The 22,871-nt window shown below is 66.9% G+C and carries 19 protein-coding genes; 11 read left to right on the forward strand and 8 right to left on the reverse strand.

The features are described 5' to 3' along the window. Window positions 1-753 carry a capsule biosynthesis GfcC family protein gene (locus AC06FB_RS10605; RefSeq protein WP_181452120.1) on the forward strand — a complete coding sequence of 251 codons (753 nt, stop codon included), beginning with the start codon at window positions 1-3 and terminating at the stop codon, window positions 751-753. Further along, window positions 753-2,942: a YjbH domain-containing protein gene (locus AC06FB_RS10610; protein ID WP_478053674.1), complete on the forward strand. Its 2,190-nt coding sequence runs from the start codon at window positions 753-755 to the stop codon at window positions 2,940-2,942. Before AC06FB_RS10605 ends, AC06FB_RS10610 begins: the two co-directional genes overlap by 1 nt. A gap of 61 nt (window positions 2,943-3,003) precedes the next feature. On the opposite strand, the gene AC06FB_RS10615 is transcribed toward AC06FB_RS10610, so the two are convergent. Beyond that, window positions 3,004-3,438: a low molecular weight protein-tyrosine-phosphatase gene (locus AC06FB_RS10615; RefSeq protein WP_053516763.1), complete on the reverse strand. Its 435-nt coding sequence runs from the start codon at window positions 3,436-3,438 to the stop codon at window positions 3,004-3,006. A gap of 149 nt (window positions 3,439-3,587) precedes the next feature. Continuing rightward, window positions 3,588-4,937, reverse strand: coding sequence for an undecaprenyl-phosphate glucose phosphotransferase (locus AC06FB_RS10620; protein ID WP_478053675.1), 1,350 nt, complete (start codon window positions 4,935-4,937; stop codon window positions 3,588-3,590). Window positions 4,938-5,529: 592 nt separating this feature from the next. Here AC06FB_RS10620 and amaB point away from each other — a divergent pair. The 7 genes from amaB (at window position 5,530) to AC06FB_RS10655 (ending at window position 12,053) form a co-directional block, all read left to right on the forward strand. Continuing rightward, window positions 5,530-7,062: an L-piperidine-6-carboxylate dehydrogenase gene (amaB, locus tag AC06FB_RS10625; protein WP_197572329.1), complete on the forward strand. Its 1,533-nt coding sequence runs from the start codon at window positions 5,530-5,532 to the stop codon at window positions 7,060-7,062. After that, window positions 7,062-7,865 (forward strand): SDR family NAD(P)-dependent oxidoreductase, encoded by an 804-nt coding sequence (locus AC06FB_RS10630; RefSeq protein WP_262101310.1) that lies wholly within the window; start codon window positions 7,062-7,064, stop codon window positions 7,863-7,865. Before amaB ends, AC06FB_RS10630 begins: the two co-directional genes overlap by 1 nt. A 76-nt stretch (window positions 7,866-7,941) precedes the next feature. Further along, complete coding sequence (locus AC06FB_RS10635) at window positions 7,942-8,226, forward strand: DUF4190 domain-containing protein (RefSeq protein ID WP_053517549.1); 285 nt, start codon at window positions 7,942-7,944, stop codon at window positions 8,224-8,226. A 5-nt stretch (window positions 8,227-8,231) separates the two neighbouring features. Continuing rightward, window positions 8,232-8,999: a class I SAM-dependent methyltransferase gene (locus AC06FB_RS10640; RefSeq protein WP_053517550.1), complete on the forward strand. Its 768-nt coding sequence runs from the start codon at window positions 8,232-8,234 to the stop codon at window positions 8,997-8,999. A gap of 8 nt (window positions 9,000-9,007) precedes the next feature. Then, the gene (locus AC06FB_RS10645; RefSeq protein WP_053517552.1) at window positions 9,008-10,063 is read left to right on the forward strand and encodes a quinone-dependent dihydroorotate dehydrogenase; all 1,056 of its coding nucleotides are present in this window, start codon (window positions 9,008-9,010) and stop codon (window positions 10,061-10,063) included. A gap of 8 nt (window positions 10,064-10,071) precedes the next feature. Beyond that, window positions 10,072-11,133 (forward strand): UDP-N-acetylmuramate dehydrogenase, encoded by a 1,062-nt coding sequence (murB, locus tag AC06FB_RS10650; protein WP_461289644.1) that lies wholly within the window; start codon window positions 10,072-10,074, stop codon window positions 11,131-11,133. 32 nt (window positions 11,134-11,165) lie between these two features. Next, the gene (locus tag AC06FB_RS10655) at window positions 11,166-12,053 is read left to right on the forward strand and encodes a DMT family transporter (RefSeq protein ID WP_065175629.1); all 888 of its coding nucleotides are present in this window, start codon (window positions 11,166-11,168) and stop codon (window positions 12,051-12,053) included. Between the two features lie 7 nt (window positions 12,054-12,060). On the opposite strand, the gene AC06FB_RS10660 is transcribed toward AC06FB_RS10655, so the two are convergent. Then, the gene (locus tag AC06FB_RS10660; protein ID WP_053517554.1) at window positions 12,061-13,089 is read right to left on the reverse strand and encodes an aminoglycoside phosphotransferase family protein; all 1,029 of its coding nucleotides are present in this window, start codon (window positions 13,087-13,089) and stop codon (window positions 12,061-12,063) included. Window positions 13,090-13,213: 124 nt separating this feature from the next. Then, on the reverse strand, window positions 13,214-13,825 hold the full coding sequence (locus AC06FB_RS10665; RefSeq protein WP_478053676.1) for a TetR/AcrR family transcriptional regulator: 612 nt from the start codon (window positions 13,823-13,825) through the stop codon (window positions 13,214-13,216). Between the two features lie 103 nt (window positions 13,826-13,928). Between AC06FB_RS10665 and AC06FB_RS10670 the strand changes: the two genes are divergently transcribed. Together AC06FB_RS10670 and AC06FB_RS10675 are read left to right on the forward strand one after the other, a co-directional pair. Then, a complete protein-coding gene (locus tag AC06FB_RS10670; RefSeq protein WP_065175562.1) occupies window positions 13,929-15,008 on the forward strand; it encodes an MBL fold metallo-hydrolase in 1,080 nt (359 codons plus the stop codon). Between the two features lie 197 nt (window positions 15,009-15,205). Next, entirely contained in the window at window positions 15,206-18,322 is a 3,117-nt protein-coding gene (locus AC06FB_RS10675; protein WP_478053677.1) for a galactose-binding domain-containing protein, read from the forward strand. Between the two features lie 59 nt (window positions 18,323-18,381). On the opposite strand, the gene AC06FB_RS10680 is transcribed toward AC06FB_RS10675, so the two are convergent. From AC06FB_RS10680 to AC06FB_RS10695, 4 genes are read right to left on the reverse strand one after another with little or no spacing between them, the layout of a single operon-like run. Next, window positions 18,382-19,356: an ABC transporter substrate-binding protein gene (locus AC06FB_RS10680; protein ID WP_478053678.1), complete on the reverse strand. Its 975-nt coding sequence runs from the start codon at window positions 19,354-19,356 to the stop codon at window positions 18,382-18,384. A 16-nt stretch (window positions 19,357-19,372) separates the two neighbouring features. Next, on the reverse strand, window positions 19,373-21,103 hold the full coding sequence (locus AC06FB_RS10685; protein ID WP_340044739.1) for an amino acid ABC transporter permease/ATP-binding protein: 1,731 nt from the start codon (window positions 21,101-21,103) through the stop codon (window positions 19,373-19,375). After that, entirely contained in the window at window positions 21,100-21,660 is a 561-nt protein-coding gene (locus tag AC06FB_RS10690) for a GNAT family N-acetyltransferase (RefSeq protein WP_478053679.1), read from the reverse strand. The genes AC06FB_RS10685 and AC06FB_RS10690 overlap by 4 nt, the downstream gene beginning before the upstream one ends. Next, window positions 21,657-22,871, reverse strand: coding sequence for a M20 aminoacylase family protein (locus AC06FB_RS10695; RefSeq protein ID WP_478053680.1), 1,215 nt, complete (start codon window positions 22,869-22,871; stop codon window positions 21,657-21,659). The genes AC06FB_RS10690 and AC06FB_RS10695 overlap by 4 nt, the downstream gene beginning before the upstream one ends.

Below are 22,871 nucleotides of genomic sequence, written 5' to 3' on the forward strand. Positions count from 1 at the left end.
ATGAACACTCGAATTCTCTGCCTGATGCTGTCGGCACTACCGTCACTGTGCTTGGCGCAGGCGCCGTCTACCGTGCGCGTCGAGGGTGCGGTCGCCCATCCCGGTGACCAGGCCATCCAGCCGGAGCGGCGACTGGCCGATGTGGTCGTCCAGGCCCAGCCTGCCGCCGACGCCTATCTGCTCGGCAGCAGCTATCTTCGCCGCCAGGCGCTCGTTGAACAGGTCCGACTGCGTGCCGGAATCCTGCATGGCCTGACGCAGCTTCAGCTCAACGCGGATCCGGCCGTCGTCGAAACCGCGGCGGCCCTCCAGCAATGGGTGCAGGCGCACGCTGCAACCGGACGTGTACCGACGGTGATCTCGCCACGCCTGATGCAGGTGCAGCCGCAGAGCAATCCGGTGCTCATGGCCGGCGATCTCCTCCGCATTCCCGTGCGACCTGATCACATCACGGTCCTCGGCGCGGTGCGAACCAGCTGTACTGTCCGCCACTCCCCGCAGCGCGATGCGCGGGACTATCTGCGTGACTGCCCACCCAGCGCGGCCGCCGATCCCGACTCGCTCTATATCGTGCAACCCGATGGCCGGGTTCAGCAGCAGGGCATTGCACTCTGGAACCGCGCGGATCCCCAGGCGGTCGCCCCTGGCGGTTCGATCTATGTGCCGCTGCGCGAATCGGTGCTGAAATCCATCGACCCGGCATTCAACAGCGACCTTGCCACCTTCATCGCCACCCAGCCTGTCAGCCCGTAATGACCGACATTCCCCAGCGTGCACGCGTGTCGCGCCCAGCCCGCTTTGCGCTGACCGCGCTCGCCCTGTCACTGAGTGCCGCGTTGCAGGCCCAGGAAGCCCCTCCGCCGACCGCCAACGAATGGGGCGGCATCGGCCTCCTGCAGACACCGACGGCACGCATGGCGCCCGACGGCGACCTCAGCTTCACGGCCTCGCACAATTCCCCGTACAGCCGCTACAACCTCACGCTGCAACCGTTCCCCTGGCTTGAGAGCACGTTCCGCTACATCAACGTGTCCAACATCCGCTATGGTCCGAACATCGCGGGAGACCAGAACTACAAGGACAAATCGATCGACTTCAAGCTGCGGCTCTGGCAGGAGTCACGATGGCTGCCGGAGCTTGCCTTCGGTGTACGCGACCTCGGTGGTACCGGCTTCTTCTCCAGCGAATATCTGGTTGCCAGCAAGAATCTGGGGCCCATCGACGCCTCCATCGGCCTTGCGACCGGCTACATCGGCAACCGCGGCGATTTCGCCAATCCGCTGGGAGCGATCGACGATCGATTCAAGAATCGACGCCCCATCGCGGGCAGCAACATCAACGACGCCGGTCGCTTTGGTCTGGACAACATGTTCAAGGGGCCGGTCGGCGTCTTTGGCGGCATCACCTATCAGACGCCGCTGGATTCGCTGCTGGTCAAGGTCGAGTACGACGGTAACGACTACCGCCGTGAGCCGCGCGGGAACAATCTGGAACAGCGCACCCCCATCAACGTGGGGCTGGTCTACGTCCCCAACCGCAACGTGGAACTCACCGCCGCGTGGGAACGCGGTGACGCGGCGATGTTCTCGCTGACCTGGCGCGGCAATCCCGGCCATGCCGTGTCTGCGCCCAAGCCTTTCGATCCCCCGCCACAACGGATCGTGCCTCGCGACCCGCAGGCATCCGCGGTTGCGGCGACCGCAGCGCCCGACGCCGGCGCCACGACAGCAGAAGGCGGCCCGGACTGGGCTGCCATCAGCGCCGACCTCACCCGGAATGCAGGCTTCCGGGTCGAGCGCATCTCCCGTCGCGGCGATGAGCTCTACGTGGACGGCTACCAGAACCGATACCTCCACAACGCCAAGGGCCTGGGACGCGCCGGCCGCATCCTGGCCAATGCGACGGGCGATGAGTACGAGTGGTTCACGCTGCGGACAACACGACTGGGGATGCCCATCGTGGACACGTCCGTCGCCCGCGGTGCCCTCGTGGGCTATCTGGATGGTCGGGTCAGCGAGGACGTGCTACGTCGCAGCACCGAGGTGCAGTCTCCCGACGACGTCACTCGCCAGACGTTGTATGAACCCAGGACACGCCCCTATGGCGGCGGCTTCAACATCGGCTACCGACAGAATCTCGGTGGCCCGGATGGTTTCATCCTTTACCAGATTGCCGCCAATTATTCCGGAAGCCTGTTCGTACGCCCCAACATGTGGCTTACAGGAACCGTCAGCGCCAACCTGATCAACAATTACGACAAGTTCAAGTACAACGCCCCAAGTCGACTCCCGCGCGTGCGCACCGATCTGCGCAGGTACATGGTGGACTCGGACGTGGTGTTGCCAAATCTGCAGTTCAATGTGGCTGGGCGCCTGGGCCGCGATCTCTATGGCATCGCGTACGCGGGTTATCTGGAGTGGATGTATGCCGGCGTAGGCGGTGAACTGCTGTATCGTCCCGGCGGTGAGCGATGGGCCGTCAGCGCGAACCTGAATCGCGTGCAGCAACGCGACTTCGATCAGCGCTGGGATCTGCGCGACTACAAGGTCACGACCGGGCACGCCACCTTCTACTACAGTTTCGACGCCCGCGAGCGCATCGTCGGCTCGCTGTCCGTCGGCCAGTATCTGGCGGGGGACAGGGGCGCAACCCTGGACGTCGCCCGCGTCTTCGACAATGGCGTCACGATGGGTGCCTATGCAACGAAGACCAACGTTTCCGCACGCGATTTCGGCGAAGGCAGCTTCGACAAGGGAATCTACATAAGCGTCCCGCTGGACGGATTCCTGCCACGGTCGACACGCGGACGAGCCGCGTTCAACTGGAATCCCCTGATCCGCGACGGTGGCGCCATGCTCAGCCGCAAATATTCGCTGTACAACATCACCGGCGATCGCGACGAGCGATTCTTCTACGACAACATCCGCTCGATCGACGATTGACCTGCCGGAACGCAGCAGGGCGGCCAAAGGCCGCCCTGCTGCACGTTCGCCCGGTGAAGACCTACAGGTACCGCACCCAGCTTTCGATGCCTTCGGCCATCAATCTGTAGACATGCTCGAAAGCAGGACGCTGCTGGCGATAAGGATCGGGGATTTCCCGGTCCTGCTGCCACTTGCCCAGCAGGAAGGTCTTGCCCGACGCCTGCGGCGCGATCTCGGTGATGCGGTGAATGTGCTTACGCTCCATGGCCAGCACCAGATCGGCCGCCCCAAGGATCGCATCATCGATCTGGCGTGCGCGGTGAGCCAGCCCATCCATGCCCTGCTCCACCAGCAGCGCCTGGGCAGTGGCGTCGATACCATGCCCGACGAGTGCTCCCAGACCTGCGGAAGACACCTGGATGCCTCTGCCCTGGACCGCCCGTCGAAGCATCACTTCAGCCGAGGGACTGCGGCAGATATTGCCGACGCAAACAAAAAGTACGTTATTGAACACTGACCTGGATCCTGTGGCATTCCATGCAGGCCCCGCCGCGAAACGGGCGGAGCGCTGACAGCTGCACAGATTACCTTACAGCGCCGCTGCTGGCGAGAAAATAGCCATGCAACTCATGGAATTACGTCGCAGTTCGCAGTTCTGCAGGCTCAATAAGCCGACTTCTGCCCGAGAACCTTCAGCGCCGTCAACGCAATGATCCGCACATCCAGGGTCGGGCTCCAGCGACGGATGTAGTCGATGTCGTACTGCACGCGCTTCTTCATCGACCGCAGTTCCGGCGTCTCGCCCCGCAGCCCGTGCACCTGCGCCCAGCCGGTGATGCCCGGCTTGACGTAATGGCGGTGCATGTAGCGTTCGATCACCCGTTCATAGTGATTGTTGTGCTGGATCGCATGCGGACGCGGGCCCACCACCGACATGCTGCCGCCCAGCACGTTGAAGAACTGGGGCAGCTCATCCAGGCTGCTGCGCCGCAGGAAGGCACCGAACCGGGTCACCCGCGGGTCGCCCCGGGTCGCCTGCGTGATCTGCCCCGTCCCTTCCTCATGCACGCGCATGGAGCGGAACTTCAGCATCCAGAACTCCTTCCCGCCCAGGCCGTGGCGGCGCTGGCGGAACAGGACCGGCCCAGGTGAACTGAGCTTCACGCCGATCGCCAGCACCACGAACAGCGGCGCCAGCAGGATGACCGCCACGCCGGCCACGAGGATGTCCTCGATGCGCTTGAACAGGCGGAAATTGTGGTCCACCAGGCCCTGGCGCACGCCGATCATCGGCACATCGCCCACCTGGTGCACGCCCGGGTTCAGTGCTCCCAGGCCCGTGGTATCGGGAATCAGGCGGATCGGCACCGGGAACCGCTCGATCTGCTTGAGCATGTCACGGATGGGCGCGGTATCCCCCAGCGGCAGGGACACCCAGACCTGGTCGAACTCCCCCCGGTGCGCATCCAGGTAGCGCGGCACATCCTCCAGTGCGCCCAGGCGCTGCGGGGCATCGCCGCCACGCCGGGTGGCAATGTCGCCCTTGCTGGTGAAGTAGCCGATCACTTCCTTGCCCATCTCCGGCTTGCCGCGCAGCAGGCGATGCAGCCTGAGCGCCGGGGCCCGGAGCCCGACCAGCAGGATCCGCTCGTGATCCAGTCCACGCGAACGCAAACGGTGCAGCTGGACACGCAGGAGTACGCGCAGCCCCGCCATCGAGGCCAGGCCGCCGATGTACCACCCCACCAGCCAGCGCGACGGAACGGCATCGGCCAGCCCCACCAGCACGGCATACAGCGAGAACAGGGCGAAGCTGACGGACCAGGCCAGCAGCAGCAGCCAGAGGTCGGCCAGCAGGCCACGCAGGCGCCAGTTGCGGTAGACCGGCGCGATGGAGAAGCAGACGATGGCGCTGAGAATCACCGCACCGAAGACGATGCGCTGGGACTGGTTGGGCGCCGGCGTGCCATAGCACACGACGTGGGCCAATGCAGCCATGCCGGGCAGGAGCAACAGGTCTCCGAGGCGAAGCCCCAGTTCCAGGGCCGCCCGGGCTTCGACCCGGCGTCGGCCGGCATCGGCACGCTCTGCGGGGAGGTCATCTACCGATCCATGTAGCACTGCACTTCTCCAAGCTGTTTTCCGATCCAGCACTACAATTGTGATGGCTGTCGCATACCAGGCCTCCCCAAGCCGGTGCGAACAGACGGAATTGCGTCAATAAGTCGAACGTGATTGTGGATGATGTGAAAGGCAATTGGTAGGAAGCGGCAGCCCGTCGCGCGCCCATTCACCCGCCCGACCCACCCTAAGTCATTAGAACTATTCCTATTTTTTAATATTTCAAAATGCGTCAAAATGATTCGCACTACGTCCGACAGCGTCCAGAAATTGACGTTTGATGCACGGAATCATCCCATCACGCCCCGAAGGATCAACCCGATTGGCGCCCCCGGGACGTCCCGTCCCAGCACGTCCGCCAGGCCTGGCACCCTGCACTGCACCAAGGCCGCTCATCGCCCTCTGCTACCATCGGCGGTTCTGTTCATCGCCCCCCACCCGCCCGCGATGACGCCAAACAACGTAACGAAACACAGGAGTCTGCATGTCTTCCGAGCTGCTCAAGTCCCTTGGCCTGGACGCGATCAACGCTGGCACGTACCTGGGCAACGGGGAGTGGTCGAGCGCTGCCAGCGGTGAGCTGATCACCCCGGTCAACCCGACCACGGGCGAGCCGATCGCACAGGTGCGTGCGACCACCGAGACTGAATACGAAACGGTGATCGCCCGCGCCCAGGAAGCGTTCAAGCAGTGGCGCACCACCCCTGCCCCGCGCCGTGGCGAAGCCGTGCGCCTGTGCGGCGAGGCGCTGCGCAGGCACAAGGACGCGCTGGGCTCGCTGGTTGCCCTGGAGATGGGCAAGAGCAAGCCGGAAGGCGATGGCGAGGTGCAGGAGATGATCGACATCGCCGACTTCGCCGTCGGCCAGAGCCGCATGCTGTATGGCTACACGATGCACTCGGAGCGCCCCGGCCACCGCATGTACGAGCAGTACCACCCGCTGGGCCTGGTCGGCATCATTTCGGCCTTCAACTTCCCGGTCGCGGTGTGGAGCTGGAATGCATTCCTGGCGGCGATCTGCGGCGACGTGTGCATCTGGAAGCCGTCCAACAAGACGCCGCTGACCGCCATCGCCTCGATGAAGATCTGCAACGACGCGCTGCGTGAAGCCGGCTTCCCGGACATCTTCTTCCTGGTCAACGATGCCGGCACCGCACTGTCGGAAAAGCTGGTTGATGATCGTCGCGTGCCGCTGATCAGCTTCACCGGCTCCACCCAGGTCGGCCGCACCGTCAATGAAAAGGTGGCGCGCCGCCTGGGCCGCTGCCTGCTGGAACTGGGTGGCAACAATGCCATCATCCTCGACGAGACCGCCGACCTGAAGCTGGCTGTGCCGGGGATCGTGTTCGGCGCCGTCGGTACGGCCGGCCAGCGCTGCACCACCACCCGCCGCCTGATCGTGCACCGCTCGATCTACGCCGACGTGCTGGCCACGCTGGTCAAGGCGTACAAGCAGGTGGAAGGCAAGATCGGCGACCCGACCGATGCCGCCAACCTGATGGGTCCGCTGAACAGCGAAGGTGCCGTGCAGCAGTTCCTCGACGCCATTGCCCAGGCCAAGGCCGCCGGCGGCACCATCGAGACCGGCGGCACCCGCATCGACCGCGCCGGCAACTTCGTGCTGCCGGCCATTGTCAGCGGCCTGAAGAACAGCGATGCCGTGGTCCAGCACGAGACCTTCGCGCCGATCCTGTACGTGATGCCCTACGACAGCATCGACGAAGCCATCGACATGCAGAACGGGGTACCGCAGGGCCTGTCCTCGTCGATCTTCACCCAGAATCTGAAGACCGCCGAACGCTTCCTGTCGGCTGCGGGCTCGGATTGCGGCATCGCCAACATCAACATCGGCACCTCCGGTGCGGAGATCGGTGGCGCGTTCGGTGGCGAGAAGGACACCGGTGGTGGCCGCGAGTCGGGCTCGGACGCATGGAAGGTCTACATGCGTCGGCAGACCAACACCATCAACTACTCCGATTCGCTGCCGCTGGCCCAGGGCATCAAGTTCGACCTGTGATGCATCCCGGCCCGGACGTCGCCGAGAGTGGGGCCCCGGCGGGGGCTCCAATCCTCGACTTCAGCGGCCGCCGGGTGCTGGTTGCCGGCGGCAGCAAAGGCATCGGCCGTGAGATGGCCCTGGCCTTCGCTGCGGCCGGCGCCCATGTCTCGGTCTGCGCACGAGGTCAGGCGGGGCTCGACGCCCTGCTGGCCGACGCAGCGGCCCAGGGGGCATCACTGCACGCCTTTGCCGCCGACCTGGCCGACCCCGGCCAGATCGACGCCTGGCTGCATGCGGCCGCAGCGTTCCTGGGCGGCATCGACGTGCTGGTCAACAATGCCACCGGTTACGGCATGGCAGACGATGAAGACGGCTGGGCCGCCAGCCTGCAGGTCGACCTGATGGCGGCGGTGCGGGCCTCGCGGCTCGCCCTGCCCTGGCTGCGCGAATCGAGCGACGCCTGCATCCTCAACCTCTCCTCGATCGCCGCGCAGCAACCCCGGCCGGGGGGCGCTCCCTATGCGGCTGCCAAGGCCGCTCTTTCGCACTACACCACGTCGCAGGCGCTGGCACTGGCGCCGGACCGGATCCGGGTCAACGCGATCGCCCCGGGCTCCATCGAGTTTGCCGACGGTCTGTGGGACCGGCGCAAAACCAGCGACCCGGCGCTGTATCACGGCACCCTGGCAAGAATTCCGTTCGGCCGCTTCGGCCAGCCACGCGAGATTGCCGATGCCGCGCTGTTCCTGTGCTCGCCGCTGGCGCGCTGGATCACCGGTCACGTGCTGAACGTCGATGGTGGCCAGGTACTGATGGGCTGAACCGCTCGGGCCGGGCACTGCCCATGGGATTGCCCGGACGGAGGCACTATCATGTGCGTACTGCAAGGAGGACCCGATGAGCGTGGCACCCCGACAGACAAGCGCCCTGGCCGTGGTCAGCCTGGTCATGGGCATTGCCGCCTGGACTGTCCTGCCCTTCGTGGCCAGCATCGTCGCCATCGTCACCGGCCACATGGCCCGCGCCGAGATCCGCCGCCGCCCGCATGAACTCGAAGGCGATGGCCTGGCGGTCACCGGGCTGGTGCTGGGCTGGGTGATGGTGGCAGCCGCCCTGGCGGCAGTCCTGGCCTTCATCCTCTTCTTCGGTGGCCTGGCCTGGCTCGCCGCACTGTCGAACTGAACGCCATGACCTCCTCCGACAGCACCGAACGCTTCAGCAGCCGCGTCGCCGATTATGTCCGTTACCGGCCTGACTACCCGCCGGCGTTGATGGAATGGCTGCATGGACCGATGGGCGTCGACCACGATGCACGGGTGGCCGACATCGGCGCCGGTACCGGCATTTCCAGCCGTCTGTTCCTCGACACCGGCCATCCTGTGGTCGCGGTCGAACCCAACGCCGCCATGCGCGCCGCCGCCGAAGGCTGGCTGGCTGCATATCCGTTGTTCCAGGCCGTCGATGGGCGTGCCGAGGCCACCGGCCTGGCAGAGCACAGCGTCGATCTGGTCAGTGCCGCGCAGGCCTTCCACTGGTTCGACACCGACGCCGTCCGTGTCGAATGGCAGCGCATCCTGCGCCCCGGCGGACTGGCGCTGATCTACTGGAACTCACGCCTGCTCGATGCCAGCCCGTTCCTGGTCGGCTATGAGCAGCTGCTGCTCGATTACGGCACGGACTATTCCGCCGTGGCCGAACGCTACCAGGATGACGCCACGATGCAGGCATGGTTTGGTGCCGGGTTGCGCGGCCAGGTGGAACTGCCGAACGTGCAGCATCTGGATCTGGACGCCCTGCGCGGCCGCCTGCTGTCGTCCTCCTATGCGCCACAGCCCGGGCATCCGCGCCATGCGCCGATGCTGGCGGCACTGCAGGATCTGTTCGCGGCCCACGCGGTCAACGGCCAGGTCGCCTTTGAATATCGAACCCGAGCCTTCCTCGGCACGCTGGACTGAACCGACGCATGTATTCGTTTGCCCGCCCCTTCCTGTTCTCGCTCGACGCCGAGCGCGCCCACGGCATCGGCCTGTCCGCATTGGACGTGGCCTACCGCACCGGCACCACGCCGCTGCTGGCCGCACGCATCGCGCCGCTGCCGAGCACCGTGTTCGGGCTGACATTCCCCAATCCGGTCGGCCTGGCGGCCGGCCTGGACAAGAATGGCGAGCACATCGATGCGCTGTTCGCGCTGGGTTTCGGCTTCGTCGAGATCGGCACGATCACGCCGCGGCCACAGGCGGGCAACCCGACGCCGCGACTGTTCCGGCTGCCGGCGCACAACGCCATCATCAACCGAATGGGCTTCAACAACGCCGGCGTGGATGCACTGGTGCGCAATGTCGAGCGCGCGCGCAACCGTCGCGGCCTGCTCGGCATCAACATCGGCAAGAACAAGGACACCCCCAACGAGCAGGCCGTCGACGACTATGTGGCCTGCCTCGACAAGGTGTACCCGCTGGCTGACTACATCACCGTCAACATCTCCTCGCCCAACACCGCCGGCCTGCGCGAGCTGCAGGAGGAGACCGCACTGCGCCAGCTGGTCAGCCAGCTGCGTGATCGCCAGGAAGACCTGGCCGCGCGGCACGGCCGGCGCGTACCGATGCTGGTGAAGGTGGCGCCTGACCTCAGCGAGCGCGACATCGACGCTGCTGCGCGCGTGCTCGGCGAGCTGCAGGTGGACGGCGTGATCGCGACCAACACCACGATCGACCACAGCAAGGTGGCCGGCGATCCGCTGGCGAACGAAGCCGGCGGTCTGTCCGGTGCCCCGGTCCTGGAACAGTCCACCCTGGTCCTGCGGCGGCTGCGCTCGCGCCTGCCCGAGTCGGTGCCGCTGGTCGGTGTCGGCGGCATCCTGTCCGGCGCCGACGCAGTGGCCAAGATGGCGGCGGGCGCCTCGCTGGTGCAGTGCTACAGCGGCCTGATCTTCCGCGGGCCGGCGCTGGTATCGGAATGCGTGGAGGCGATCCGCCGCCGCCGCGAAGCGCCCAGCCGTGGCGCGGTGGCGCCGCTGTGAGCGCCCCCATGGATGGACTCGACACCGCCGCGCCGCTGCGCTGGACATTGACCCGGAACGCGCCGCTGCAGGCGCTGAACACCTTCCACGTGCGTGCCAATGCCGCGCAGCTGCTGGAGCTGCATGACGCATCGCTGCTGCCGGAAGTGCTGGCGCTACCGGAGGTTTCCGGCGGACCGCTGCTGGTACTGGGCAGCGGCAGCAATGTGCTGATCGCCGACGATCTGCCTGGCACCGTGCTGGTGTTCGGCAACCGCGACATCAGTTTCCTGGAGCATCGCGCCGATCATGCGGTGATCCGCGCCGGTGCCGGCGTGCCCTGGCACGGCCTGGTGATGTGGTCGCTGCAGGAAGGCCTGTCCGGGCTGGAGAACCTGGCCCTGATTCCAGGCACGGCCGGTGCAGCGCCGATCCAGAACATCGGCGCCTATGGCGCACAGGTCGGCGAGTTCATCCAGGCAGTGGAAGCCTGGGACTGCCGCGAGCAGGCCTGGGTGCGGCTGGACAACGAACAGTGTGGCTTCGCCTACCGCGACAGCGTGTTCAAGCAGCAGGCAGACCGCTACCTGATCACCGCCATCGAGCTGAAGCTGCCCTTGCTGCACGACCTGCGCATGGACTATGCCGGCATCCGCGAAGAACTGCAGGCGCAGGGCGTGGAGCTGCCCAGTGCCGTGGACGTGGCCAACGCAGTCATCGCGATCCGCCGCCGCAAGCTGCCCGATCCGGAGGTGCTGGGCAATGCCGGCAGTTTCTTCAAGAATCCGGTCCTGCCCCTGGAGCAGGTCGACGTGCTGCTGCAGCATTTCCCGGACCTGCCGGTGTTCCCGGCCGATCGTGAGGACCGGCGCAAGGTCTCCGCAGCGTGGATGATCGAGGCCTGCGGCTGGAAGGGCTTCCGTGAGGGCGATGCAGGCGTTGCTGCCAGCCATGCGCTGGTCCTGGTCAACCATGGCAACGCCACCGGGGCCGAGCTGCTTGCGCTGGCGCGGCGCATTTCCGCGTCAGTGCTGGAGAAATTCGGCGTACCGATCGAACCGGAGCCGCGCCTGCTCGGCGCACAGTGGTGAACACCCCCGCCCTTTCCACCGGCGCCACCCCGATGCGGGCGGCGCTGCTGATGCTCGGCAGCACCCTGGCGTTCGGCATGATGGCGGTGGCGATCCGTTACGCCACCCGTTACGTACCGACCCAGGAGGTCGCCTTCTTCCGCAACGCGTTCGGCCTGCTGGCACTGCTGCCGATGCTGCTGCGGCCGGGCCATGCGCCGCTGAAGACCCAGCAGCTGCCACGCTACTTCGTGCGCAGCGCGATCGGCCTGGGTTCGATGCTGTGTGCGTTCTGGGCGTTGGGCCATCTGCCACTGGCGCAGGCGGTATCGCTCTCGTACTCCACACCATTGTTCGTCACCATCGCCGCCGTGCTGTGGCTGGGCGAAACCGTGCGTGTGCGCCGCTGGGCCGCAGTGGTGGTCGGTTTCATCGGTGTGCTGGTGATCGTGCGGCCGGGCACCACCGGCTTCACCGCTGGCAGCCTGGTCGCCGTCGCCGCTGCGGTGCTGAGTTCACTGGTGGCCATCCAGATCAAGCAGCTCACCCGCGTGGACAGCGCCGATACCGTGGTGCTCTATACCTACGTCTTCTGGGTGCCGCTTTCGCTGGTTCCGGCAGTGTTTGTCTGGGTCTGGCCCAGTGGCGTGGCCTGGCTGTGGCTGCTGGTCACCGGCGTGATGGGCACGGTCGGCCAGCTGCTGTGGACGCGTGCGCTGCGCCTGGGAGAAGTGTCGGCGCTGACGCCGATCAGCTTCCTGCAGCTGCCGCTGGTGACCCTGTGCGGGTGGCTGCTGTTCAACGAGACCGTGGACCGCTGGACCATCGTCGGTGCGGGCATCATTCTGGCCGCCAACGCTTACATCGCCCACCGCGAGGCCGTGCTGTCGCGGCGGGCGGCGACGGCGGCGGCGTCAGCGGCGGCCAAGCCCGCCGAATGATCCACCGTCAACGCTGCAGCGGCGACGCGTCCAGCGCGCGATACGCGCGTTCGGCTGCGTCGAACACATTGCCCGGCGCGAACTGTTCGCCCAGGTAATGCAGCGACTGACGGCGCAGCTGCGGCGAGCGCTCCAGTGCGTCGCCCCCCAGCAGCACCTGTTCGAACTCGATCAGGTCCTGCAGGATCCGCCAGTGCCGGTACCAGGCGATCCAGCGTGGGTCCCCCAGGTCCGGGCCATACCCTTCCACGAAACCGAGCGGACGTTCGCGCCCCCAGCGTCCACCCACCGCCGCGCCGGGAAACATCAGATCACGCTCGCGCGGCGCCAGGGACAGGCCATCCCAATCAATCAGGTGAAGGTTGCCCTCGTTACCCATCAGCAGGTTTCCCGCATGCAGGTCGGTATGGCACAACCGCAGCGGCGGCCGTTCGTCGCGCAGTTCATCGTGCAGTTCCGACGCGCGGCGGTGGACCTCGGCAATGCGTTCGCGGCGCAGCTCCCAGACGGCCAGGAACGCGCTGCCCAACCGATCCTGCGCGACCGGCAAGGCATCGCCCGGCTGCAGCCAGCGCCCAACGGTGGTCAACGCATCCGCTTCAAGGCGCAGGGTCGGCAGCGCGCGTTGCAGCGATTCGGGCACCTCAGCGTCATGCAGCCGGCGCAGCACGTTGCCCAGGCGCAGCCACTGCGCATGGCTGAGCGGCGCCTCGAAACCGGACTGGCCCTCGATGTAGGGAAACAGCGTGAACTGCAGGCCCCAGCGCTGGACCGACGCGCCGCCGGTCAATGCCGGCCAGGGCGCCACGATCTCCTCGATGCCCAGGGTGCCCCGCAGCCAATGCAGCGTGTCCCAGACCGCCGGTTGCACCTGGTAGGTGCGGCATTTCAACCACCACTGACCGCGTCGCGCGTCGATGCGGTAAACGCTGGCATTGGCGTCTGCGCCAACCGGGCGAGGCACCACGGCGGCGGTGGTGATGCCATAGGACTGTTGCAGGACTTCGCCGATATGGCGCGCCGAAGCGGATGACATGGAAGCAATCGTGCATTGATACCCGACGTCACTATCGCAGATGGCGCATCGACGGCACAGACATGTCCGTCACAGCACTGTGCTTGCGGGCCGGGCGAGCCATGCCGACGCGGTTGCCACGGCGTCAGCGCGCGTAGTGGCCCAGGAACATGGCGACCGCCGATGCCGCCACCCGCGCGCGCTCGTCGGCCCCCAGCGGCGCCTGCCCCATCGTTACCTGCGGCCAGAAGGCGAAACTCTTCACCAGTCCATGCAGCTGATGGGCGGCGAATTCGGGATCGACCGCACGCAGCCGGCCATCGGCGATCGCTGCACGGATCCAGGCGCTTTCCCCACTCTCCTTCTCGCCCATGCGACAGACGATTGCCTGCGCACGTTCGGGTGAATGGATGATCTCCGCCATGGCAACGCGGGCCAGGTCGATGAAATTGGCATCACCCAGCAGTTCCAGCTTCTGCTCCAGCAACGCGAGCAGCTGCGGCTCCAGCGGCTGCTCCGCACGGTAGGGCAGCTCGACGCCGGCCATGCTGCGTTCCCACAGTTCCTCAAGAATCAGCGAGAACAGTTCTTCCTTGCTGGGGAAGTGGTTGTAGACCGTGCGTTTGGATACACCGGCCGCTGCCGCGATCCGGTCCATGCTGGTGGCCTCATAGCCGGCCGTGCGGAATTCGTCCACCGCCGCGCGCACGATGGCCTCGCGTTTGCGGTCGGTCAGGCGCTGCGGCGGACGGGACATGGCGACACCAGATAACTGAACGGATACCCCCATTTTACACCGATGAGTATACTTTTCCGCAGCAGGAAACTACACTGTGCAGTGTACCCTGCGGACGTCACCCATGAAGCGCCTGCTCCTTGTCCTCCTGCTTGGAATCCTCGCCGTGACCGCCTACACCTTCTGCAAGTCCTGGTCCCTCCCTGACTTCCCCGACTCCCCGCAATACCGCGAGGGCAAGTTCCACAACGTACTGCCGCGGCCGGCGATGGGCCTGCGCAACGGGCTGGAGATCTGGTGGACCTTCCTGTTCAACAAGCCGAAGGGGACCGTACCCGCGGGCGCCATTCCGGTGCAGGCGCTGGATCGTGCCGCGCTGGAAGCCGCGCCGGATCGCAGCCTGTTCCGGCTGGGGCATTCGACGATCCTGCTGAAGCTGCGCGGCCAGTATTGGCTGACCGACCCGGTCTTCTCCGAACGGGCGTCACCGGTGCAGTGGATGGGCCCTGCCCGCTTCCACGCCCCGCCGATCAGCATCGAACAGCTGCCGCCGATCGCCGGCGTGATCCTCTCGCACAACCATTACGACCACCTGGATCACGCTGCGGTGATGCAGCTGGCGGGCAAGACCACGCGCTTCATCGCGCCGCTGGGTGTGGGTGATCAGTTGATCGCCTGGGGCGTGGACGCGGACAAGGTCGAACAGCTGGACTGGTGGCAATCGACCGAAGCCGATGGCCTGCGCCTGACCGCCACACCCGGCCAGCACTTCTCCGGCCGCGGCCTGGGCGACAGCGACCGCAGCCTGTGGGCCTCGTGGGTCATCCAGGACGGCGACTTCCGCATCTTCTTCAGTGGTGACACCGGCTACTTTGATGGCTTCAAGGCCATCGGCGAGAAGTACGGCCCGTTCGATCTGACCATGATCGAGACCGGCGCATATGATCCGCGCTGGGCGTTCGTGCACATGCAGCCGGAGCAGACGCTGCAGGCCCATCTGGACCTGCGCGGCAAGTGGCTGCTGCCGATCCACAACGGCACCTTCGACCTGGCCCTGCACGACTGGCAACAGCCCTTCGAGCGCATCACCGCGCTGGCGGCCGCGCACGATGTGCCGGTCGCCACGCCGATGATGGGCGAGGCGCTGGACATGCAGGCGCCGCAGGCAGGCACGCGCTGGTGGGAACAGGTGGCGCTGCGCTGAGCTTGCCTGGGCGCTGCTGTCACGGGGCGCCGGTTCGTGCAGGCAGTGACCTTAAGGACGATGGCTGTCGCGACGCCTTGCAGGGCGTCGCGCCACGCGTCCGCACTCTCCCCTATTGCAGCGCGTCATGTAAACGATTACACCCCCTGCTAGCGTAGCGCCTGCCCGATCCTGGCCGAACCTCCAAGGCTGTCGAAATGACGCTGCGTGCTGATCGCTCCCGCCCCTCCTCCGCCTGCCTGCGCTACGCCGCGCGCGCTCTGCTGCCACTGGCCGTGATGGCCTCCGCCGCGCAGGCGCAGACACTGCCACCGCGCAGCCAGTGGCAGGCCAGCAGCTCGTCACAGCAGGTCCCGGCGATGGCCATCGGCCATCTGATCGACAACGACCCGAAGACGGTCACCGGCGGCGCCTTCAGCCCCGGACACTGGTTCCAGATCGATCTGGGCGCGCCTGCCCTGCTCGGGGGCGCGCGCCTGACCTGGGATGTCTCCAATCCCGAGGGCTACACGCTGCAGACCTCGATGGACGGCCGGCAGTGGCAGACCGCCTACACCATGGCCGACTCGCTGGGCGATGTGGAGACGCTGTACTTCGAACCGCGCCAGGCGCGCTATCTGAGGCTGGCCAGTCCCCAGCGCACGTCGGACTGGGGGGTCTCCATCTTCGAGATGGAACCCTTGGACGCCACGCTCAGTGCACGCGTGCACGGACTCGACAGCGCACAGGCAGCCGCGTTGTGGCAAGGCGGTAGCGGCGTCGCCCTCCCTACCGATGGCAAGGGCAGCCATGTGCTTGAAATCACCCTGCCGCGCGCTCAGCCGGGCACCGGCCTGGCGGTGGAGTGGGCGGGCCAGCGTGGCGCCGCACGCCTGCAGGCCCAGGATGCGCAGGGGCGCTGGCAGCCGCTGGCGCAGGACACGCAGGCCGCCAGCCATGCCCAGAGTTGGTTGGCCAGCGATACGGTGCACGATGTGCGTGCCCTGCGGCTCATCGTCGACGGGCCCTCGCCACAGGTCACGCGCCTGCGCCTGCTCGGCCCAAAGGCCGTGATGACGCCGATGAAGCAGTACCAGATCGCCGCCAGCGGCGCGCAGCGTGGCTTGTTCCCGGCGTCGTTGCAGATGCAGCAGACGTACTGGACGGCCGTGGGCGTGCATGCCGGACGGCAGAAGTCGATCTTCGACGAATACGGCAACATCGAGGCATTCAAGGGCGCACCGCTGGTGCAGCCGATCTGGCGCAATGCCGATGGGCGTGCCGCCGGTGCCGCGGAACAGACCGTGCAGCATGCCCTGCGCGACGGCTGGAAGCCGATGCCCTCGGCCGCCTGGTCGCCGCAACCCGGTCTGGAACTGCGCAGCGAAGCGTTCGCGATCGAGCGCGACGGCCAGCCCGTCACCTTCCTCCGGCATCGACTGCGCAATACCGGTACCACGCCGGTCGAGGGCACGCTGAGCCTGGTGGTGCGGCCGATGCAGATGAACCCGCCGTGGCAGAACGGTGGCCTGTCGCCGATCCGCGACGTGGCCATCGACGGCCAGAGCGTGCGCGTCAATGGTCGTACCCTGCTGCACTCGCTGTCGGCGGTCAGCGCCTCCGGCGCGGCACCGTTCGGCCCGAACGGCGAAACCGAGATCACCTCCGCCATCGCTTCGGGCCGGTTGCCCGGCGCACGCCAGGCCACCGATGCGCGTGGGCTGGCGGCGGCGGCGCTGGACTACCGGATCACACTGGCGCCCGGCGCCAGCCAATCCGTGGTCGTCGCCTTCCCGCTGGGTACGGCGGCGGCCGACGCCAAGGGCGCACTGCCGGAGCCACCGGCACTGGACCTCGCGCGCCTGCCAGGCGATGCCGATGCCGGCTTCGAGACGCTGGCCGCCGAAGCCTCCGCGGACTGGCAGGCACGATTGGGCCAGGTCGGCCTGCGCCTGCCCGATCCGTCGCTGGTCGACATGCTGCGTGCCCAGGCCGCGTACATGCTGATCAACCAGACCGGCCCGGCCATGCAACCCGGCCCGCGCAACTACAACCGCTCCTTCATCCGAGACGGCATGGCCACCTCGGCGGTGCTGCTGCGGATGGGCGAAGCCAAGGTCGCACGCGACTACCTGGCGTGGTACAGCGAACACGGGGTACATGCCAACGGCCTGGTGTCGCCGATCCTCAATGACGATGGCAGCGTCAACACCGGCTTCGGATCGGACATCGAGTACGACAGCCAGGGCCAGTACGTCGCGTTGGTGGCCGATGTCGCGCGCCTCGACGGTGGCCCCGAGTCCGTGCGTGCGTACCTGCCGAAAGTGAAGGCCGCGCTGCGCTTCCTGCAGGAACTGCGTGAGCGCACGCTGGTACCCGGTTACAAGGCCGATCAACCGGCGCCGGAACGCTTTGCCGGCATCCTGGCACCGTCGATCAGCCACGAGGGCTATCCCTCTCCCACCCACAGCTACTGGGACGACTACTGGGGCCTGAAGGGCTGGCATGACGGCGCATGGCTGGCTGAATCACTCGGCGACCACGCCACCGCCACCTGGGCACGCGGGCAGTACAAGGCGCTGTATGACGCACTGCACGCTTCGATCCGCGCGACGATGGCGTGGAAGGGCATCGATTTCATTCCCTCCTCCGCCGATCTTGGCGATGGCGACCCGACCGGCGTCTCCATCGCGCTGGATCCCACCGGTGCGCAGAGCGTGCTGCCGGCTGATGCGCTGCGCACCACCTTTGCCCGCTATCTTGACGACGTCCGCAAGCGCAACCAGCCCGGTGCGCTGTATGCGTACACCCCTTATGAAATCCGCAACGTCCTGAGCTATGTGCATCTGGGCCAGCCCGCAGCGGCCGACGAACTGCTGCAGGGCCTGCTGCGCGACCGTCGCCCGCTGCAATGGCAGGTGCTGGCCGAAGTCGTGCACTCACGGCTGCGTTTTCCGCGCTACCTGGGCGACATGCCGCACACCTGGATCGGTGCCGAATACGGCCGCACCCTGTTCGGGATGCTGATGCGCGAGGACGACGATGCCCTGTCACTGCTGCCGGGCACGCCGCCCTCCTGGCTGGCCGGCGATGGCCTTGCGGTGGAGCGCCTGCCGACGGCGTACGGCACGCTGCGGATGCAGGCACAGCAACGCGACGGTACGCTGACCGTGACGCTCGGCGAAGGGCTGCGCAGCGCCACGGCCGTCAAGGTCTGGTGGCCCGCGCACACGGCACCGAAGCAGGTGCGCGTGGACGGCCATAGCGTTTCCGACTTCGATGCCGAGGGTGTGCGGTTGGCGAAGCCGTTCAGGACGCTGGAGGCGCGTTGGTAGAGCAGCCGAGCATGGCTCGGCTCTACAGAAGCAGCCTTGGTGCCGGGGCATGCCCGGCGTCAGAGATCCGGCAAGCCCGGCGGGTTGGTCTGCGACTGCGGCACGGCTTCCTCGGTCACGTTCCAGCGCGCCAGTGCCTGTGCGTAGGTGCCGCTGCCGATCTGGGTATTGAGCGCCTGGGTCACCGCATCGGCCAGGCCGCTGCCCTTGCGCGTGGTGACCGAGATCGCAGCAGCGTTCGGCCAACCGCCCGGAAACAGGCCAACGCGCCGCACCTTGCCATCGCGCGCGGAGTACGCGCCGGTGGCGTTGGGTTCGAACGACACATCGGCCCGGCCGGTGATCACGGCCAGGCGGCCGACCACCGAATCATCGAAGTACTGGTATTGCACCGGCTCCAGCCCGGCCGCGATGTTCTGTGCATCCCACTGCCGCAGGATCTGGTCCTGGTTGGTGCTGGCACCGACCACCACCTTCAGGCCAGCGACATCGGCCGGCTTCTCGATCTTCTGGATGGGCCCGTCGGTGCGCGTATAGATGCCGAGCAGGTCATAACGGTAGCTGGAGAAGTCGAACTTCTTCTTGCGCTCTTCGGTCACGGTTACGTTGGACAGCACTGCGTCGTACTTGCCCGACTCCAGTCCCAGCGGCCAGTCGGCCCAGGCGACCGGCACCACCACCAGCTTCAGGCCCAGCGCATCGGCCACCAGCCGTGCGATGTCCGGCTCGATGCCGATCACTTCCTTGCTGTCGGCGCCATAGTCGGCCAGCGGCAACTGACCGGGATGCGTCGCAACGGTCAACGTGCCCGGCGTCACGAAGCGGAAGTCCGCCGGAACCAGCGCCTGCGCTTTCGGATCCACCGTCCCCCGCAGCGCTGGCGCGCCGGCACCGGCCAGGCTGCTGGTCGCTGCGGGCACGGCCTCCGATCCCTGCCGTGCACGGGAATAGACGATGCCGGCAATGCCGATGACCAGCACAGCGATGACCAGCAGGGTGCTGCGCGAGGGACGACGGGACGTTGCAGGACTCATGGGGGTCACATCCGGATCAGAGGGTCTTGGCGAGAAAATCGGCGGTGCGCTGCTGGCGCGGGTGTTCAAATATGGCCTCGGGCGTGCCCTGCTCGATCACCCGGCCCTGGTCCATCATCACCACGTGGTCGGCAACGCGGCGGGCGAAGCCGAGTTCGTGGGTGACGATCACCAGCGTGGTGCCGGAACGGGCGAGCTCTTCGATCACGCTGAGCACTTCGGCCACCAGTTCCGGGTCCAGCGCCGACGTCGGCTCATCGAACAGCAGCACCTTCGGCTGCAGGGCCAGTGCACGGGCGATGGCGATGCGCTGCTGCTGGCCACCTGACAGCTGGCGCGGGAACGCATCGGCCCTGTCCGCCAGACCGACGCGCTCCAGCAGCACGCGCGCCTGCTGTTCGGCCTGCGTACGCGGCACACCGCGCACCGCCATCGGCGCCTCGATGATGTTCTCCAGCGCGGTCAGGTGCGGGAACAGGTTGAAGCCCTGGAACACCATGCCCACCTCGGCACGACGGCGGCGGATCTCGCGCTCCGGCAGCTCGTACAGGGTGTCGCCGTCACGGCGATAGCCGATCAGCTGGCCACCGACGCTGACGAAGCCGGTGTCGGCGCGCTCCAGGTGGTTGATCAGCCGCAGCAGCGTCGACTTGCCGGCACCGGACGGGCCGATCAGCACCGTTACGCTGCCGCCGCGCAGTTCCAGGGTGATGTCCTCCAGTACCGGCTGCCCGTCGAACGCCTTGCCGACACCGTGCAGCGATATCGGCGCTCCCTGTCCGGCCTCGGCCGCGCTCGCGATGCGCGGCCGCACCGCAACCGGCGATGCCGCACGCGGCGCGGGCGAGGATACCCGCGACACGCTGCGCTCACGCTGCAGCTGGCCACGCGCGAAGCGCTGCTCCACGCGCCGCTGCAGCAGCGACAGCACGGTCAGGATCACCAGGTACCAGACCGTGGCCACCATCAGCAGTGGCACCACCTCCAGGTTGCGGCGGTAGATCACCTGCACGGTGTAGAACAGCTCCGGCAACGCCAGCACGTAGACCACCGACGTGCTCTTGGCCAGGCCGATCACATCGTTGAAGGCGGCCGGCAGGATCGAACGCATCGCCTGCGGCAGGATGATGCGCCGCACCTGGCGGCCACGCGGCAGGCCCAGCGCGGCCGCTGCTTCATACTGGCCGTGATCGACCGAGAGGATGCCACCGCGGATCACCTCGGCCGAGAACGCCGCCTGGTTCAGTGTCAGGCCCAGCACCGCAGCCGTGAACACACCGATCAGCTGGGTGGTGGGATACGAGAACAGGCTGATGCCGGTGAACGGAATGCCCAGTTCGATCGTGCTGTACAGATAGCCCAGATTGTTCAGCAGCAGCAACAGCACCAGCAGTGGAATCGAACGGAACAACCAGACGTAGCCCCACGATACCGCCGACAGCAATGGCGAGCCGGATACCCGTGCCAGCGCCAGCAGCGTGCCCAGCGCGAAGCCCAGGCCGGTGCCGAGCGCGGTCAGCAACAGCGTGCGACCCAGCCCTTCCAGCACCGGGCGGGCGAAGAACCACTCGGCGAAGGTGCCCCAGCCCCAACGTGGATTGCCGAGTACCGACTGCAGCCCGATCAGGATCAATGCCAGCGCCAGGACCGTGCCGAACACCTGCAGCGGATGCCGCGCCGGCACGATCTTCAATGCCGGTGCCGGACGCGCGGCCAGACCCTCGATCGCGGTGGACGGCGTACTCATGCGTGGACTCCCTGCACGGCGGCAGTGCTTGATGCCGGCGGACGCGCCGGTGCCCGCAGCTGCTTCTCGAACGGCAGATGGGCGATCGATTCCGGGTCGGCAGACAGATCGAACAGTGCGGTGTAGCCATGGCTCAGGTACAGGCCGACCGCCTCAGGCTGGCGGAAGCCGGTGGTCAGGTATACGCGGCGATAGCCCTGGCGTGCGGCCTGGTCTTCAAGCTCCTGCAGCACGCGCCGGGCGATGCCCTGGCGGCGCAGGCCAGGCAGTGTCCAGATGCGCTTGAACTCGGCCGTATCCGGGTCGCGGTGAGGCATGAACGCGCCGCCGGAAACGGCCACGCCCTCACGCAGCAGCAGTACGAACGCTCCCACCGGCGCAGCGAATGCCTGCGCTGGATAGCGTTGCAGCTCCTCGCGCGCACTGCCACCGATGCGTCGCCGCACATCGGCGTAACGACTGTCGTACTCCTGTTCGAGCCCATCGAACAGTGGCCGCGCCAGTGGATCGTCCACCGAGGTGTAGAGGAAGCGCTCCTCGAACGGTGCCGTACTCATGCTGCGTCCTCCACCAGATAGTGTTCGGCCAGCCGCGCCCAGAGGCTGGCGGCAGGGGCGATGGCCGCATCGTTGAACACGTAGCGCGGGCTGTGCAGCGGCGCACTGTCACCGTTGCCGACGAACACGAAGCTTCCGGGCCGGGCCTGCAGCAGGAAGGCGAAGTCCTCGCTGGCGGTGCGCGGCGCGAAGGCATCCAGCACCTGCCCTGCGCCGAATCCCTGCAGCGCCACCTCACGGATATAGGCGGTCTGCTGCGGATGGTTGATCACGCTCGGGAAGCCACGCGGGAACTCGATCTCGGCGCGCGCCCCGAACGCGGCGGCGGTCTGCTCGGCAAGCTCGGTCACGCGACGGCGCAGCGTGTCGCGAACGTCGGGCAGATAGGCGCGTACGGTCAGGGTCAGCTCCACCACGTCGGGAATCACGTTGGCCGCCTGCCCACCGTGGATCGAACCAACCGTCACCACGCCCATCTGCCGCGGGTCCACATTGCGCGACACCACACTCTGCAGTGCGGTGACGATGTGCGCGGCGGCGAGGATCGGATCCACGCTTCCCTGTGGTTCCGCACCATGCCCGCCCTTGCCGATCACCCTCAACCGTGCCCAGTCCACCGATGCCATCGCCGGTCCGTCGACAAAGCCGAAGTGCCCCGCCGGCACACCCGGCCAGTTGTGCAGTCCATAGATCGCATCCACCGGAAAACGCTCGAACAGGCCGTCGGCGAGCATCCTTGACGCACCGGAGCCGGTTTCTTCCGCCGGCTGGAACACCAGTTGCAGGGTGCCATCGATGCGCCCGTGCCGGGCCAGGTAATGCGCCGCCGACAGCAGGATCGCAGTGTGGCCATCATGACCGCAGGCGTGCATCCGTCCTTCGTTCTGGCTGGCGTAAGGCAGCCCGGACGCTTCCTGGATCGGCAGCGCATCGATGTCGGCGCGCAGCCCGAGCCGGCGGCTACCCTGCCCCCGCTGCAGCGTTCCGACCACACCGGTTCCACCGACGCCCGTGGTCACCGTATAGCCCCACTGCTGCAGCAGTTCGGCTACGCGTGCGCTGGTGCGATGCTCCTCGAAGGCGAGCTCCGGGTGTCGATGCAGGTCGTGGCGGATGGCGATGGCCTCATCGGCGCGTGCGACAATTTCAGGCAGCACGCCCGTCGGCCCGGTGGGCGCCACAGTCAACGATGCCCGGCGCAGTACGTTCAT

Source organism: Stenotrophomonas sp. Steno-C15 (assembly GCF_056393265.1).